Source organism: Janthinobacterium sp. BJB304 (assembly GCF_002735765.1).
Taxonomy (GTDB): Bacteria; Pseudomonadota; Gammaproteobacteria; order Burkholderiales; family Burkholderiaceae_D; genus Janthinobacterium.
On the sequence record NZ_PDZN01000009.1, the window covers coordinates 190,808 to 205,863 of the forward strand.

The 15,056-nt window shown below is 61.6% G+C and carries 14 protein-coding genes; 7 read left to right on the forward strand and 7 right to left on the reverse strand.

From position 1 onward, the window contains the following. The first annotated feature begins 19 nt into the window (after nucleotides 1-19). The gene (locus CSQ95_RS13140) at nucleotides 20-1,096 is read left to right on the forward strand and encodes an AI-2E family transporter (RefSeq protein ID WP_070222553.1); all 1,077 of its coding nucleotides are present in this window, start codon (nucleotides 20-22) and stop codon (nucleotides 1,094-1,096) included. Here CSQ95_RS13140 and CSQ95_RS13145 read toward each other — a convergent pair whose 3' ends face one another. The 3 genes from CSQ95_RS13145 to nhaR all read right to left on the reverse strand — a co-directional run bounded on the left by CSQ95_RS13145 (nucleotide 1,097) and on the right by nhaR (nucleotide 4,930). Further along, nucleotides 1,097-2,437: a hemolysin family protein gene (locus tag CSQ95_RS13145; protein WP_070222551.1), complete on the reverse strand. Its 1,341-nt coding sequence runs from the start codon at nucleotides 2,435-2,437 to the stop codon at nucleotides 1,097-1,099. A 119-nt stretch (nucleotides 2,438-2,556) separates the two neighbouring features. Further along, nucleotides 2,557-3,891, reverse strand: coding sequence for an MFS transporter (locus tag CSQ95_RS13150; protein WP_099409823.1), 1,335 nt, complete (start codon nucleotides 3,889-3,891; stop codon nucleotides 2,557-2,559). Between the two features lie 124 nt (nucleotides 3,892-4,015). Then, the gene (gene nhaR, locus CSQ95_RS13155; RefSeq protein WP_099409824.1) at nucleotides 4,016-4,930 is read right to left on the reverse strand and encodes a transcriptional activator NhaR; all 915 of its coding nucleotides are present in this window, start codon (nucleotides 4,928-4,930) and stop codon (nucleotides 4,016-4,018) included. A gap of 115 nt (nucleotides 4,931-5,045) precedes the next feature. Here nhaR and CSQ95_RS13160 point away from each other — a divergent pair, with 115 nt between their 5' ends. The 6 genes from CSQ95_RS13160 (at nucleotide 5,046) to CSQ95_RS13185 (ending at nucleotide 9,576) form a co-directional block, all read left to right on the forward strand. After that, nucleotides 5,046-6,119 carry a DUF475 domain-containing protein gene (locus tag CSQ95_RS13160; protein WP_099409825.1) on the forward strand — a complete coding sequence of 358 codons (1,074 nt, stop codon included), beginning with the start codon at nucleotides 5,046-5,048 and terminating at the stop codon, nucleotides 6,117-6,119. A 131-nt stretch (nucleotides 6,120-6,250) separates the two neighbouring features. Continuing rightward, nucleotides 6,251-6,826 (forward strand): TerD family protein, encoded by a 576-nt coding sequence (locus tag CSQ95_RS13165; protein ID WP_070222543.1) that lies wholly within the window; start codon nucleotides 6,251-6,253, stop codon nucleotides 6,824-6,826. A gap of 73 nt (nucleotides 6,827-6,899) precedes the next feature. After that, on the forward strand, nucleotides 6,900-7,595 hold the full coding sequence (locus CSQ95_RS13170; protein WP_099409826.1) for a TIGR00266 family protein: 696 nt from the start codon (nucleotides 6,900-6,902) through the stop codon (nucleotides 7,593-7,595). Between the two features lie 39 nt (nucleotides 7,596-7,634). Next, a complete protein-coding gene (locus CSQ95_RS13175) occupies nucleotides 7,635-8,216 on the forward strand; it encodes a TerD family protein (protein WP_070222539.1) in 582 nt (193 codons plus the stop codon). A gap of 80 nt (nucleotides 8,217-8,296) precedes the next feature. After that, the gene (locus tag CSQ95_RS13180) at nucleotides 8,297-8,515 is read left to right on the forward strand and encodes a hypothetical protein (protein WP_034784905.1); all 219 of its coding nucleotides are present in this window, start codon (nucleotides 8,297-8,299) and stop codon (nucleotides 8,513-8,515) included. A 173-nt stretch (nucleotides 8,516-8,688) separates the two neighbouring features. Next, complete coding sequence (locus CSQ95_RS13185; protein WP_143449966.1) at nucleotides 8,689-9,576, forward strand: hypothetical protein; 888 nt, start codon at nucleotides 8,689-8,691, stop codon at nucleotides 9,574-9,576. A 38-nt stretch (nucleotides 9,577-9,614) separates the two neighbouring features. On the opposite strand, the gene CSQ95_RS13190 is transcribed toward CSQ95_RS13185, so the two are convergent. The 4 genes from CSQ95_RS13190 to CSQ95_RS13205 all read right to left on the reverse strand — a co-directional run bounded on the left by CSQ95_RS13190 (nucleotide 9,615) and on the right by CSQ95_RS13205 (nucleotide 15,042). Then, nucleotides 9,615-11,267, reverse strand: a complete 1,653-nt coding sequence (locus tag CSQ95_RS13190; protein ID WP_180279050.1) for a patatin-like phospholipase family protein — start codon at nucleotides 11,265-11,267, stop codon at nucleotides 9,615-9,617. Between the two features lie 72 nt (nucleotides 11,268-11,339). Then, the gene (locus CSQ95_RS13195) at nucleotides 11,340-13,625 is read right to left on the reverse strand and encodes a CPBP family intramembrane glutamic endopeptidase (protein WP_099409829.1); all 2,286 of its coding nucleotides are present in this window, start codon (nucleotides 13,623-13,625) and stop codon (nucleotides 11,340-11,342) included. After that, the gene (locus CSQ95_RS13200; protein ID WP_099409830.1) at nucleotides 13,622-14,347 is read right to left on the reverse strand and encodes an ABC transporter ATP-binding protein; all 726 of its coding nucleotides are present in this window, start codon (nucleotides 14,345-14,347) and stop codon (nucleotides 13,622-13,624) included. The genes CSQ95_RS13195 and CSQ95_RS13200 overlap by 4 nt, the downstream gene beginning before the upstream one ends. Continuing rightward, the gene (locus CSQ95_RS13205; RefSeq protein WP_099409831.1) at nucleotides 14,344-15,042 is read right to left on the reverse strand and encodes a helix-turn-helix transcriptional regulator; all 699 of its coding nucleotides are present in this window, start codon (nucleotides 15,040-15,042) and stop codon (nucleotides 14,344-14,346) included. The genes CSQ95_RS13200 and CSQ95_RS13205 overlap by 4 nt, the downstream gene beginning before the upstream one ends. Between the last annotated feature and the right edge of the window lie 14 nt (nucleotides 15,043-15,056).

Below are 15,056 nucleotides of genomic sequence, written 5' to 3' on the forward strand. Positions count from 1 at the left end.
TCTTCAGGATTTGCAGTACATGGACAAACGTTTCGAGCCCCACGCCCGCCTGGCAGCCATCATCTTCTTGTTGATCGGCTGCTTTTTCGTCTTGCGGCCCTTCCTGGCCGCCATGCTGTTTGCCGCCTGCGTGGGCATTTCCAGCTGGCCCTTGTATCTCCTCCTGCTCGACCGCCTGAAAGGCCGACGCAACTGGGCGGCCGCCATCATGACCCTGTCATTGCTCCTGGTCATCGTGCTGCCGCTAGCCCTCGTCACCTACAACCTGGCCGATAACGTCTCGCGCATCTATGAACAGTTGCGTACGGCGCTGGAAACGGGTGGCCTGCATCCGCCCGCCTGGCTGGCCAGCATTCCCGTGGTGGGCGAAACCATCGCCGGCTACGTAGAGCGCCTGCTCGCCGACCGCGAGGAATTACTGAATCTGGGCAAGACGATGCTGGAGCCGGCGCGCCACTTCCTCGCTTCCGGCGGCATCCTGCTGGGCACGGGTCTGGCGCAGACCAGCCTGGCCGTGTTCGTCAGCTTTTTCCTCTACCGCGACGGCCAGCAGCTGAGCCGCGCCTTGATGACGGGCGCCGGCCGCATCATCGGCGACAGCGCACCCGGCGTGGGCCTGACCATCAGCCGCACCGTGCGCGGCGTCATGTACGGCTTGCTGGGCACGGCGCTGGCGCAGGCGCTGGTGGCTGTGGTGGGTTTCCTGATCGCCGGCGTGCCGGCCGTCGCGCTGCTGGGCGTTGCCACCTTCATTTTTTCGCTGATCCCCGTCGGCCCACCGCTGATCTGGGGCGGTGCCGCCATCTGGCTGTTTTCAGACGGCCAGACGGGCTGGGGCATTTTCATGCTGGTGTGGGGCGCGCTGCTGATCAGCGGCGTGGATAACGTGGTCAAACCCATGCTGATCAGCCGCGGCAGCAGCCTGCCGTTCTTGCTGGTGCTGCTGGGTGTGCTGGGCGGCGTGCTGGCCTTCGGCTTCGTCGGCATCTTTATCGGCCCGACCCTGCTGGCGGTGCTGTACAGCCTGCTGCAAACGTGGACGGTGGGCGAGACCACCGTGCCGCAGGGCAAAGATACGATTACGTTGAAGAAGTAATCAGTCGCGCAAGTCCGCATCGAGATCGCGTTCCTGCTTCGGAATCACCTTGATCAGCACGATGCGGGGCCCGTTCATCTTCTTGACGACGATGTCGAAGTCGACGAAGGTGATGCGCTGGCCCTGCTTTGGAATGTCACCGAGCTTGACCATGATCAAGCCGCCCACCGATTCCACGTCGTCCAGCCCCAGTTCCTCGTTTTCGATATCGATGCCGAGGATGCGTTCGAGCGAGAAGATGGGCAGGCTGGCCTTGCCGATCAGGGTGCCGTCGCTTTGCTTGAGCCAGTCGTTTTCATTGCGACGGAATTCGTCGCGGATTTCGCCGACCATGGCGCCGAGCAAGTTGTCGAGGGTGATGAAGCCCAGCGGGCGCTTGCCCTTTTCGCCGATCAGGGCGAAGTGGGGCGCGCCGTCGCGAAAGCGCCGGAACAGTTCCAGGGCCGGCGTGCGCGCGGAAATGATGTCCACGGGACGCAGGAACGGCGTGAGCGAGGTGATCGGTTTGCCTGCCTGCTGGGCAAAGAACAGGTCTTTCAGGTGCACCACGCCCAGCACGTCGTCTTCATTCGTGTCGAAATACGGGTAGCGGCTGAAGCGGTTGCGCAGCACCGTGTCGAGGTTTTCTTCCAGCGTGCTCGACGCGTGCAGGGCGATCACTTCATTGATCGGGCGCATCAGGTCCGATACCGTCATTTGTTCGAAATCAAGCGACTGGGCCAGGATGTTACGCTCATCGCGCGTAAACTTTTCGCCGGGCTGGCTGGTGCGCAGGATCAGTTTCAATTCTTCGGACGAGTAATGGGCATCGTGGCCGCCCTTGCCGGACAGGCCCGCCAGGCGCAGCACCCAGTTGGCGCTGGCGTTGAGCAGGTAGATGGCCGGGTACATGGTCCAGTAAAAGCCGTACAGGGGAATCGCGCTCCACAGGCCGACGGCTTCCGGGTTGCGGATGGCCATCGATTTGGGCGCCAGTTCGCCCACGACGATATGCAGGAAGGAAATCACGCTGAAGGCGAGGACGAAGGAGATGCCGTGGATCAGCTCTTGCGAGGTGACGCCGATGGCGCCGAACAGCGGCTCGAGCAAGCCGGCAAACGCCGGTTCGCCGACCCAGCCCAGGCCCAGCGACGCCAGCGTGATGCCGAGCTGGCAGGCGGACAGATAGGCGTCCAGCTGGCCATGCACCTTGGCCAGGATGCGGCCCCGTAGTCCTTGTGTCTTGGCGATGGCGCGGATGCGCGTGCGGCGCAAGGTGACGATGCCAAACTCGGCGGCAACAAAAAAACCGTTCAGCGCGACCAGGAAGAGGGCGAGCAGGACTAGCAAGACATTGTGCATGGGGGCGCAAAAGATGGGCTGTTAAAACGTCATCTTAAACGACGAAGGCCGCCATAGCCTAATTTAGCCGCGCGCCCCGCCCGTGCAGGCGGGCGCGCGCGGCGGGTTTTTCGCGCTTTTCAGCCTTTGGCCGCTGTTTGCGGCCCGCCGCGCATGGCGAAGACCATGACGGCCGAGACGATGGCGGGGATGGCGACGACGAGGAAAATCGTGCTGTTGGGCCAGTTCAGACGGATCAGCTCGCCGCCGAGCACGGGACCGATGATGGAACCGATGCGCCCGATGCCCAGGCTCCAGCCGATGCCCGTCGAGCGCAGGGTGGTCGGGTAGTAGCTGGCCGCCAGGGCGTTGACGGCCGGCTGGCCGCCCACCACGCAGAAACCGGCGATGAAGATCGTGATGAACAGGAAGGCCAGCGACACGTCGGGACGGCCGATCAGGGCAATGGCGACTGCAGCGACCAAAAAGCACGGCAGCAGGATGCGGCGGAAGCTGGAGCGGTCGATCAGCTGGCCCATGACGAGGGTGCCGATGGTGCCACCCACTTGCAGGGCCGTGCCCGCCAGCACGGCGTTGGCCGTCGACAGGCCCGCTTCCTTGGCGATCGTCGGCAGCCAGTTGGACAGGAAATACAAGTTGAGCAAGTTCATGAAGTTGATGACCCACAACAAAATCGTCATCTTCGCGCGGCCGCCCGTAAACAATTGCAGCACGGGCGCGCCCTTGTGTTCCTTTTCATGCACGACGTATTGCGTGTCGGCCGTGATGGTGACGGTGGGGTCGATGCGCTTGAGCCACTTGGCGACTTTATCCAGCTTGCGTTTCTTGAGCACCAGGAATTGCATCGATTCCGGCAGCAGGAAGAACATCAGCACGCCGATCACCAGCGGCACCACGCCGCCCACGTAAAACACGGATTGCCAGCCGAAGGCGGGAATCAGCGCGGCGGACAATAATCCGCCCAGCACGGCGCCCAGGGTAAAGCCGCACGAGACCAGCATCATCAAGGTGACTTTCTTGCGCAGGGGGCTGTATTCGCCGGCCAGCGCCATGGCGTTCGGCATCACGGCGCCCAGGCCCAGTCCCGTGATAAAACGGATCAGCTGCAATTGCTCGATGTTTGTTGCCAGCGGCGTGACCAGCATGCACAGCGAAAAGAAGATGGTCGAGCCGATCAGCACGGGGCGGCGGCCGAACTTGTCGGCCGTGATGCTGAAGACGAGCGAGCCGACCAGCATGCCCAGCAAGCCCGCGCCAAACACGGGGCCCAGGTTGGCCTTGCTGACATGCCAGTCGGCAATGATGGCGGGCGCCACATAGCCCATCGCCTGTACGTCGAAGCCATCCATGATGACGCACAGCCCGCACAGGATCAGCATGCCGATCTGGAAGGAGCCGATCCTGTTGTTATTGATGAGATCGGGAATATCGATCGTCTTGCCTGCCGTGGACATGGTGATGCTCCTGTTTTTTTATGGTGATCGCACCCTGTCGGCGAGGGACGGGCGCGTGTTTGTCTCAGGCTTTATTACAATCGCTTTTGATTGATTATTCAAACGTTATTTTCGAATGGATTTATCAGCTTTCCTTGTGAATCTTTGGCTGGCCCTGGATGGCGGCCAGGATGACGTCGAGCGCCGGGTGCATGATCTTGCGTTCGTTTGAAATGACATAAAACTGTTCGCGCAGGGATGAGGCGTCGCCGACCAGCACGGCGCCGAATTGCTCCTCGATATCGGCCGCCAGGCTGGCCGGGGCGAAGAACAGGCCCAGGCCCTTGCGGCCGAAGGCGTTGAGCATGGCGTTGTCCTCGAATTCGCCCACCACGTCGGGCCGCACGCCTTGCTGCACCATCCATTCATCGATGCGCCCGCGCAAGGCGTTATTGCGCGCCGGCAGCAGAAACGGCGCGCCGTGCAGGCTGTGCGGGAAATTGTCGCGGTATTGTGCGGCCAGCGCGGGGATGCCGAACAGTTTCATGGCGCTTTCGCCCCACAGGTGGCTGGACACGCGCAGGCTGGCGCCGGCGGGCACGGCGCGGTCCGTCAACACCAGGTCCAGCTTGTGCAGGGCCAGGTCGGCCAGCAAGGATTCGAATTCGTCTTCCAGGCACACGAGCTTGACGGGCTGGTCCAGGCTGCGCGTGGCGTCGAGCATGCGGTAGGCCATCAGTTTCGGCAGGGAATCGGAAATGCCCACCGTCAAGCGCATCTTTTCCGCATCCGCATCGGCCAGCGCATCCTGCATCTGCTCGCCCAGCAAAAAAATCTGGTCCGCGTAGCCGAGCGCCAGCCGGCCCGCTTCCGTCGGCACCAGGCGGCGTCCCTGCGGCTGCAGCAAGGAGCGGCCCAGTTCCTTTTCCAGCAGGGCCAGCTGGGTGCTGATGGTTTGCACGGCCAATCCCAGCCGTTCGGCCGCGCGCGTCACGCCGCCTTCCTTGGCGACCACCCAAAAGAAGTACAAATGGCGGTAATTGAAGCCCGTGGTTTTCATCGCGATATCCTATCTTCTGTTTTTACGAAGTAATACTTCCATTATCTTCTATTTTTAAATGTGTGACATGTCCCTATACTATGTTTCATTAAATCTAGATAACGGGGAACTATCGATGAAGCATTTCAGAGTGTCATTTCTAGTGACATTTATCTGCCTGGGCATTTCCGCCTGGTGGGGTTATACGCACGGTGGCGTGCAGACGATGCTGGCGGCGCTCGGTATCGCGGTGATCCTGGGCGTGATGGAAGTCTCGCTGTCGTTCGACAACGCCGTGGTCAACGCCTCGGTGCTGAAGAACTGGGACAAGTTCTGGCAAAACCTGTTCCTGGGCGTGGGCATCATCATCGCCGTGTTCGGCATGCGTCTGCTGTTTCCGCTGGTCATCGTGGCGCAAGCGGCGGACCTGGGCTTGATGGAAGTATGGAATCTGGCACTGAGCAATCCGGAACAGTATTCGATGCACCTGACGAATCACCACGCGGAAGTGGCGGCATTCGGCGGCATTTTCCTGCTGCTGGTCTTCCTGAACTTCCTGCTGGACTCGGAAAAAGAAACGCACTGGCTGGGCCGTATTGAAGAAAAATTGGGTGCGCTGGGCAAGATCTCGTCGATTTCCGTGATGATCGCGCTCGGTACCCTGATGGCCAGCCTATCGATGATCGAAGAAGGCCAGAAGCTGGTGGTTCTGACGGCAGGCCTGTGGGGTATTTTGACCTACGTGGGCGTCGATGTGATCAGCGGTTTGCTGGAAGGCGATAACGGCGACGGCAACATGGGCGACATCATCAAGCGCGGCGGTATTGGCGGCTTCCTGTACCTGGAAGTGCTCGACGCCTCGTTCAGCTTTGACGGCGTGATCGGCGCGTTCGCCATCACCAAGGATGTCGTGATCATCATGCTGGGCCTGGCAATCGGCGCGATGTTCGTGCGTTCGATGACGGTGTTCCTGGTGCGCAAGGGCACGCTCGACGAGTTCGTTTATCTGGAGCACGGCGCGCACTATGCGATCGGTATCCTGGCCGTGATCATGTTGGTCAGCATGAAGTTCCACATTCCCGAGATTTTCACGGGTCTGATTGGGGTGGCCTTCATTCTCGCCTCGCTGTGGTCGTCGATCCGCTACAAGCGCAGGATGGCCCTCGAAGAAGGCCGGACGGAAGCGCTGGAAGCGGTCAAGGCAGTGTAAAGAATGCGCGGCAAACGACTACACCCGTTTGTCGGCAAGTTGCAGCAAGCGTCGCCGCCGGCCTGGGGAGTCAGGCCGGTGGAGGACGCCAGGTGTTTGATCATATACAACCCACATAGGAGAAATACATCATGGCAATCAGTCTGCAAAAAGGCGGCAACGTCAACCTGAGCAAGGAAGCCCCCGGCATTTCGAAGATGATCATCGGCCTGGGCTGGGATGCCCGCGCCACCGACGGCGCCGCGTTCGACATCGACGGTTCCGTATTCCTGTTGAAGGCCGACGGCAAGGTTCGCGCCGACGTCGACATGATTTTCTACAACAACCTGAAATCGAGCGACGGTTCCGTCACCCACTCGGGCGACAACACCACGGGCGCCGGCGATGGCGACGATGAAACCGTCGTCGTCGACCTGGCCACGGTGCCAGCCGAGATCGACAAGATCGCCGTCTGCGTGACGATTCACGATGCCGAAGCGCGCAAGCAAAACTTTGGTATGGTATCGAAAGCGTACGTGCGTTGCGTCAACGCCAACGGCAACACGGAAATCGCCCGCTTCGACCTGTCGGAAGACGGTTCGGCGGAAACGGCCATGGTCTTCGGCGAAATCTACCGCAATGGCGGCGATTGGAAATTCAAGGCCATCGGCCAGGGATATAAAGGCGGTCTGGGTCCACTCGCAGCATCGTTCGGCGTCGGCGTATAAGTCGTCAATAACAAGGGCGGTCCGCAGTACGGACCGCCGCCATCACCATCATCGTTGAGGAAGGAACAGTCAGATGCCAGTTTTTACTATTACCGGGGACGTCGACCCGTTCCTGCATGTATCGCTTGCCAAGGGCGAGAAGATTTATTGCGAATCCGATGCGATGGTGATGATGGAAACCAATCTTGAGCTGAAAGGCAAGATGACGGGCGGCATCGGTGCTGCGCTGATGCGCACCTTTGCCAACGGCGAATCATTCTTTCAGCAGCATATCGAGGCCATGCGGGGCGACGGCGACTGTCTGCTGTCGCCCACTTTGCCCGGCGCGATGCGGGTGCTGGAGGTTGGCGCCCAGCAATACATGATCAGCGACGGCGCTTTCGTGGCGGCCACGTCTGGCGTGGAATTGAAGGTGCGCACGCAAAGCCTTGGCAATGCGCTGTTTGCCCAGAGCGGTGGGTTTTTCATCACCGAGACGGCAGGCAGCGGCCAGTTGGCGGTGTCCGGTTTTGGCGCGATGTCGGAACTGGAAGTGACGCCTGGCAAGGACGTGGTGATCGATAACTCGCACGTCGTATGCTGGGACAACCGCCTGCAGTACGAAATTTCCATCACGACCGGCAGCAGCGGCGGCTTTCTGGGTAATTTGATCAATAGCCAGACCAGCGGCGAGGGCATGGTGCTGAAGTTTTCAGGCACGGGCAAAATCCTCGTGTGCTCGCGCAACCGCGCGGCCTTCCTCGCCTGGACGCAAAGCAAGCCGGCGTAACTAATATTTGATGTAACTAAGCAAACAGGAGCTATGCGTATGTCTGTCAATTTGAGCAAGGGCCAGAAGATTTCTCTGGACAAAGAAGCTGGTACCACCCTGACCCGTATCACCATGGGCCTGGGCTGGGATGCGGCCAAGACCAAGGGTTTCCTCGGTTTCGGTTCGAAGACGGAAGCCGTCGACCTGGACGCGTCGTGCATCATGTTCGACGAGAACAAGGGCACGTCCGACATCGTCTGGTTCCGCCAGCTGAAAAGCAAGGACGGCAGCATTGTCCACACGGGCGACAACCGCACGGGCGCGGGCGATGGCGACGACGAACAGATCAATGTCGATCTGTCGAAGGTGCCGGCGCACGTGAAAAGCCTGGTCTTCACCGTCAACAGCTTTACTGGCCAGAACTTCTCGCAGGTGGAAAACGCCTATTGCCGCATCTTGAATGCGAGCAATAACCAGGAAGTCGCGCGTTTCAACCTGTCTGTGCAAGGTTCCCACACGGCACAGATCATGGCCAAGCTGTACCGCCATAACGGCGAATGGAAGATGCACGCCATCGGAGAAAACGGCAACGGTCGGACGTTTGACGACCTGATGCCTCAAATCTCAGTGCATCTATAAGGAGCAGTACGCAGCGGGCGGGGGACGGACCGGATACCGGCCCTTGTCCGCTGCTCTATTTTGAAGGAGAGTATGTCGTGATGCGATTGCTGATAGCCTTGCTACTTCCGTGTCTCACGTTTTTCATGCTGGGGCGCCCGCTGGCCGGTGCCGCCGCCTTGATCTTGCAGTGCACTGTGATCGGCTGGGCGCCGGCGGCCCTGTGGGCCCTGTACACGGTGAACCAGCATAAAACGGAGCAGGAACTGGAAGGTGCGTTAAGCCGCAGCTACATGCGCAGGCGTAGTCGCTTGATTTAAGGTCGATTGATCTAAATCAACCGGGCGCCAGGAATCCTTGCGCTAATGACACTCACGAGTAATCGTGCGTGTCATTTTTTTTGGCTGGACAGATATTTACGCTTGGGGAAAGTTTCCATCAGTTAATTTTGCTTGATATACTCGCTATTTTATTTCCCATAATCGAGTAATTTATGTTGTTATCTAAAGTAATTTCTTGCGTGATGGCTGGCGCGCTGCTGTTGGCCAGTAATTTATCGCAAGCCCAGGAAAACTTTCTTAAAGAAACGCACGAGCGGCAGTTGAAACTGGCGCAGATTTTGGGAAAAAAGGAGCTTAGTGATAAAAGCAAGGCGGACATGCTGATAATGCAAGCAGCCGCGCTGGACTCCCTGGACCGTTCGCAAGAAGCTTTGCCTTTGGTCGAGCAAGCGTTGCGGATTGCCACGCCGGAACAGCAAGCGTCTTTCACTGTTACCAAAGCAACGATTTTTTTTACCCAAGGACGTGCAGCCGATGCATTAGCCCTGCTGGCGCCGCTACTTGACAGTGAACGCCAGGCGGCGGCTGCCGCCAAACCGGATGAGCGGGCCGGCAGGTTGGCATTGCATCAATCCGGCTTCATACTTGCCGCTTTTTCCAGCGTTGAATTGGGTGACTGGAAAAACGCATTGGCCTATCTGGCGGATACGGAATATACATCCGATGAACCTGAATTCGCGGAATATCGGGCAGTGGTCTATCGCTATATCATGGCGCGTGCAAACGATGCTTCGCTTGCCAATGTGAATCTTGAAAAGCAGGCTGTCTATATTGAAAAGAATAGCAAGTCGCATTATGGCGCGCTGTTAAGAATGTGGCAGGGCGCGGATAATCTGACCGAGTTATCCCGTTTAATTGCGCGCAAGGACGCTGAAGAACAGCAGGATGCCTTTGCCGAAAGCTTGTTTTATATCGGCGCCTATACAAAATATGTCAAACGCGATCCTGCCTTGGCACTCAATTCCTTGCAGCAACTGAACCGGATATCGCCTTATGGCAGCTTGGAATGGGTGCACGGCAAGCGCGTGCTGGCGTTGTAGCCGCCTTGCCAACTGCTGGGCAGGCCGTGACAGGCAGCTCACTTCTTGCAGCGTATCGGCACGTTCACGGAATTGCCATCCGAACTCAGGTTGCGGTACTGCAAATCTTCGCTCTCGATGGCAAAGCGGGGCACGGCGTGCACGTAGCGCTGCTTGCAGACCGTGTCGTCATTGATCAGCTTGCCCGTCAGCATGTAGTCGCACAGGGCGAAGCGCGATTCCTCGTCGTCGAGGATCAGCACGCGCGCGGCGCTGTACAGGGCCGATTGCAGGACGTCCGGGCTGCAATTTTCCGGCCCCGTCAGTTTCAGATGGGTTTTCGTCTGCGTGGCCAGGCGTTGCAGCTTGACGAGGGCTGCGCGCTCTTCCTTGCGGGCACTGTCGACTTGGGCGTCGCCGCTGGACAGGCGCAGCGCCAGCGAGGCGATCTGGTCGATGGAAATATGCCAGGCAAAGCCTTCGAGCCGCGTGCGGATCTGGCCCGGCAGGGGATCGGCCGCATCGACTTCGCAGCGGTACTGGCCCAGGTGGGGACGGCACAGCACGGGAATGGCAAAGGCCGAGGTGCGCTTGCTCTTGACGAATTTCTGGCTCAGGTCGCCAAAGTTTTCATGCGTGATGGTATCGAAGCGGGCTTGCCCAAAGCCCATCTTGACGAGATTTTCCTTGCGCTGGCGCGAAAACAGGGCGTCGACGGCGTCGTAGATATTCTTGTTGAAGATGCGGTCCAGCGGCTGGCGCTCGTCCGACATCTTTTCGAAGACGGCGCTGGAATTGGGCGCGTTGGCGTCGATGGAAATGAGGATGAAGGGCTTGCTGTTCAGGCGCGGCGGCACGACGGCCATGTCGTTGCCGTACAGCTGCGTCAGGGCCACGTCCCACAGGGTTTCCACGCCCAGGTTGTCGGCCGCGCCGCCATCGAACAGGTGGACATAGGACGGCGATTCGCGTGACTCGGAACCGAGCTCCGGCACGAACGTATTTTTCGGACGGAAACGCTCGAAGGTGACGGAATCGAACACGCCGGGAAAAGCGGCCGAGGTGGCCACGGCCGTGGCCAGGCGGATATCCTGGATCGGCGAATGCAGGGTGCCGTAAAAATACTCATAAGAAAACACCACGCGCTTGCCGCCATCGGTGGCGTCCGTCGCGTTGGCCAGGAAGATGGGGCCGTCGTGCGGCAAGTCCTCGTAGGTTTTCTTGTCGTACAGCACATCGTCGAATACGTCGGACAGGAAGGACGTGCGCGTCTTGTTCGTCAACAACATCGTCGTCAGGTTGGCGGGCTTCAAAATGGTCTGGCCGAAGAAATCCGTCTTCAGTTTGCTGCGCAGCAAAGGCCAATCCGTCTGCCTGCCATGCAGTGCATAGTAGCCGCCCGCGATGGCGCCGCCCGAGACGCCGGAGATGGCCGAGGCGCCGCTGACGAGACCGAACTGCTCCAGCTGCTCCAGCGAGGCGGCCGAGAAATTGGCTGCGCGGCTGCCTCCGCCGGACAGGGCGATGCCGATGAAGTGGTCGTTGGGCATCGGGTTCTGGATACGCGCCTTGGGCGCGTCGATGCGCAGGCGCGGGGCTTCCTGCACGGTGAACGTGCGGTTTTCCACGCCGCTGTTGGGGCGCAGGGCGAGTACCGTGCAGCCGCTCAGCAGCGCAACGAGAATAAATGGTGCGAACAAGCGTGGCTTCATGCGTGATCTGTGCGTAGTCATTGGTTGGGATACGGACGGAAACGTGTGCGATTCTAGCAAACTTGCTGGTGATTAAGCATGCAGCTGATACGCGAGGAGGGCGGCGTTGTAGCCCGCGTGTACCAGCATGGGCGCCAGCAGCGCGCCGCTGCGCTCGTACGCAATGCCCGCGCACAGGCCCAGCACGAAGGCAGGCAGCATGGCGGAGGGCGGATGCATCATGGCAAACAGCGCGGCGCCGGTGCCGATCGCCTGCCAGGCCGGCAGCGCGCGGCGCAAGCCGCCCTGGATCAGGCCGCGGAAAATGAATTCCTCGCACAGGGGGGCGGCCAGCACGCCCAGGGCCAGCAGCCACAGGCTGTCCCACGAATTGCCGCCCGCTGCCGCCGCCGCAGGTGCTTGCAGCACGAGCGTGCAGGCGATGCCGCAGAGAGCGGATACGGCCGCGCCTGCCGTACCCCAGCGCCAGGGGTGCCTGCCTCGTGTCATGCGCGGCACGCCGGCCGTCTTGCTGCGCCAGTAGACCAGGCGCAGCAGCACATACGTGAGCACGCCAGCCACCTTGTCCTTGAGCAGGATCAACAGCAGGATTTGCAGAATAAAAAACAGCATGGCGGCGATCAGGCCGTCGGCCGCCGTGACCCTGGCCGGCGGCGAGGCGGACGGGTCGAGCAGGTAGGGTATTTCATCGCGTGCTTTTTGCCACAGGGCCAGGGCCAGCGCCGCCGTCAGCACGACAAACACCAGCTGCTGCGCCAGGCTGCCGGCCGCCAGCGCGGCGATGTACAGGCCGGTCAGCAGCAGGTATAGATACGTGTAGGCCGGCCGTATCTTTACCGCCGCCTCGGTGGCCAGCGGATCGCTGGCAAACACGCCCAGCGCCACGGCGATCGCCGAGTACAGGGGGATGCCGGCCAGGGCCAGCAGCATCAAACCCGCCATGTCCCACCGCCAGGCGTCTTGCCAGGCCAGCGCTGCGCTGAACAGGATCAAGGGGTAGAGCAGGGCCAGCGCGGCCCACAGCTGGGCTTTTTGCCGCAGCGCCTGGTCGACGGCGACGGGAAACGTGTACAGCAGCCACAGCGCGCCGCCTTCCTTGTTGAGGGTCTGGAAGGCCGACATCATCAGCACATAAGTGCCGAGGAAAAAGCCGGTAGAGGCCAGCAAGGCGGGGCTGGACAGCAGCTCGTGCAGGTCGCGCGCCTGGCCCGAGAACAGGGCCTGGCCACCGAGGATCAGCAAGGGCATCAGCAGGGTTTGCACGAGAAAATTGCGGTCGCGCAGCAGCAAGGTCAGCTCGCGGCGCTGGATCACCGTGCCGGGGCGGGCGCGCCACTTGCCAGCGGACTGGCTCGCAGGGGAGCGCTTGCGGCCGGCCTCGCGCTGGCCCGCGCCCACCACGCCGTGGCGCAGCTGGCGGCGCAGCAGGGCCATGCCCAGCAGCATCAAGCACAGGCATTGCGTCAGCAGCAGGACGGCCGGCAAGGCTGCTGCTGCACCTCGGGCATTGAGCAAACTCACCAGCAGGCCCGGCGGCGTCCAGCCGGTCCAGGCCGGCATGGCCGCCGCCCACGCGTGGGCAAAGCCGCCCGTGCCCATGCCGAACGACATGCCCATATACATGGGAAACAGGCCGGCCACCGACAGCAGGGCCTGCAAGTTGCCCAGCTGCGCAGGACTGAGCGCCAGGCGCAAGCCCGTGTCGATCAGGGTACGCAACATGGCCGCCAGGGCCAGCAGGAGCAGGCAGGCAAACAGCCCCGACAGCGGCGAAAACCAGCCCTGGCCCGAATACCAGGCGATCATGGTGGTGCCGGGCCACAGCACCAGCAGGCCGAGCGGGTTGAGCAGCGTGCGTTCGAGCACGCGCGCCCACAGCAGGTTGCCCTTGTCGACGGGCAGGGTGACCAGCCATTCCAGGTCCCAGTCCGGCTTCGACAGTTCTCCCATGCCCAGCGGCAACAGCAGGCTCACCAGCCACAGCAGCGCCAATTGCAGGGTCAGTGCGCCCGCCAGCGCCGCACTGAACGGTTGCTCGATCAAGTGGGCGATGACGGGCGCCATCACGCGCTCGCCCGCCTGCAGGCTGCCCTTGGCCTGGCAAACGGTCACCTGGTCGAGCAGGCAATGCATGTTCAGCAGGTTGTGGCGGGCGATATTGCCGGAGGCAAATAGCATGGGCAAGACCAGCAGCGCACCCAGCAGCCAGCGTCCTCGTTTCTTTCCTGGCGTGGCGGGCCGGCTCTTGCCTCCCCGATGGAACGCCAAGCCCTTGCCGCTGACGTTGAGCAGGCGCTGCAGGCGCAAGCGGGTCAGCAGCCAGACGGCGCGCCAGGCGGTGGGCGGCGCCGGTGTCATGCAGTTTCGTCGGTGAGTTGCAAAAAGAGGTCTTCCAGGCTGCCGTCGCTGGACAGTTGCTGGCGGATCTCGTCCAGGCTGCCCGTGGCGACCAGGGCGCCACGGTGGATGATGGCAACCCGGCTGCACAGTTTTTGCGCCATGTCGAGCAAATGCGTGGACACAAAGATGGTGGTGCCGGCCGCGGCGATGCGCAGCAAGCGTTCCTGCACGTCGCGCGACGCGCGCGGGTCGAGGCCGTTGATCGGTTCATCGAGGATCAGCACGGCGGGATCGTGGATCAGCGCGCACGCGAGGCCCAGCTTTTTCTTCATGCCCAGCGAATAATTGACGGCGAAATCCTCGCTGGCCTCGTCCAGGCCGAATTCCGTCAGCAGACGCGCCGTGCGCGTGGCCGCCTCGGCGCGTGGATAGCCATGCATTTCGGCTACGAATTGCAGGATTTCACGTCCCCGTAAATAATCGTAGAAGATGGGATTGTCGGGCAGATAGCCCACCTTGCGCTTGACGGCGGCGCCATCGCGATGGCAATCGAGGCCATCGATCAGCACGCGCCCGCTGCTGGGCACGAGGATGCCCATCAGCATGCGGATGGTGGTGGTTTTGCCCGCCCCATTCGGGCCCAGGAAGCCGAACACCTCTCCTTTGCCCACTTGTAAGGTCAGCGGCTTGACGGCCTCGAACGTGCCGTATTGTTTGGACAAACCTTCGAAGGCGATCATGGCGCACCCAGGGCGGCCAGCAGGCGCCGCTCGCCATCGGGCGTGAGGCGCAGGGCGCGGCTGTCGAGCTCGCGCTCGGCCCAGCGCCGGCGCAGGGCCAGCTGCAGCAGGGCCGCCCCCAGCGCGCCGCCCAGGTGGGCGCGCCGTTCGCTCCAGTCCAGGCAGGCACAGGCAAAGCGGCGGCGCTGACGCTGCAATTGCGGCACGTCGATGCCCAGCGCCGTCATGCCGGCCGCGCCCGCTTCCGACAGGCAATATTCGCCTTCGCCATCATCGTCGAGCAGCCAGCCTTGCGCGTGCAACTGGTCGTGCATGGCGACGGCGACCGTGCCGGCCATGTGGTCGTAGCAGGTGCGCGCATGGCGCAAGCGGTCCGGCGTGGAGGGTGTAAACGGCGTTGCGGGCACGCCGGCCACCACCAGCAGCGCCTCCAGCGCCCGCGCCACCTCCGTACTGGCCAGACGGTAGTAGCGGTGCTTGCCCTGCGCCAGCATCGACAGCAAACCGTCATCGCGCAAGCGCGCCAGATGGGCGCTGGCCGTCGAGGCGCCTACCTCGGCCAAGGTGGACAATTCCGTGGCCGTGCGCGCATGGCCATCGAGCAGGCTGCACAGCATGCGCGCGCGGGCCGGTTCGGCGATGGCGCCGGCCAGTTGCGCCAGGCCCATGTCGGCCGAGGGAAGTTTGTCATCCATGATTCGTCCGTGGG

Coding starts and splice junctions, on each gene's coding strand:
- CSQ95_RS13170 (WP_099409826.1), top strand. CDS start 6,900: ATGCCAGTTTTTACTATTACCGGGGACGTCGACCCGTTCCTGCATGTA.
- CSQ95_RS13160 (WP_099409825.1), top strand. CDS start 5,046: ATGAAGCATTTCAGAGTGTCATTTCTAGTGACATTTATCTGCCTGGGC.
- CSQ95_RS13150 (WP_099409823.1), bottom strand. CDS start 3,891: ATGTCCACGGCAGGCAAGACGATCGATATTCCCGATCTCATCAATAAC.
- CSQ95_RS13140 (WP_070222553.1), top strand. CDS start 20: ATGGACAAACGTTTCGAGCCCCACGCCCGCCTGGCAGCCATCATCTTC.
- CSQ95_RS13185 (WP_143449966.1), top strand. CDS start 8,689: ATGTTGTTATCTAAAGTAATTTCTTGCGTGATGGCTGGCGCGCTGCTG.
- CSQ95_RS13200 (WP_099409830.1), bottom strand. CDS start 14,347: ATGATCGCCTTCGAAGGTTTGTCCAAACAATACGGCACGTTCGAGGCC.
- CSQ95_RS13195 (WP_099409829.1), bottom strand. CDS start 13,625: ATGACACCGGCGCCGCCCACCGCCTGGCGCGCCGTCTGGCTGCTGACC.
- CSQ95_RS13205 (WP_099409831.1), bottom strand. CDS start 15,042: ATGGATGACAAACTTCCCTCGGCCGACATGGGCCTGGCGCAACTGGCC.
- CSQ95_RS13165 (WP_070222543.1), top strand. CDS start 6,251: ATGGCAATCAGTCTGCAAAAAGGCGGCAACGTCAACCTGAGCAAGGAA.
- CSQ95_RS13180 (WP_034784905.1), top strand. CDS start 8,297: ATGCGATTGCTGATAGCCTTGCTACTTCCGTGTCTCACGTTTTTCATG.
- CSQ95_RS13175 (WP_070222539.1), top strand. CDS start 7,635: ATGTCTGTCAATTTGAGCAAGGGCCAGAAGATTTCTCTGGACAAAGAA.
- CSQ95_RS13190 (WP_180279050.1), bottom strand. CDS start 11,267: ATGAAGCCACGCTTGTTCGCACCATTTATTCTCGTTGCGCTGCTGAGC.
- nhaR (WP_099409824.1), bottom strand. CDS start 4,930: ATGAAAACCACGGGCTTCAATTACCGCCATTTGTACTTCTTTTGGGTG.
- CSQ95_RS13145 (WP_070222551.1), bottom strand. CDS start 2,437: ATGCACAATGTCTTGCTAGTCCTGCTCGCCCTCTTCCTGGTCGCGCTG.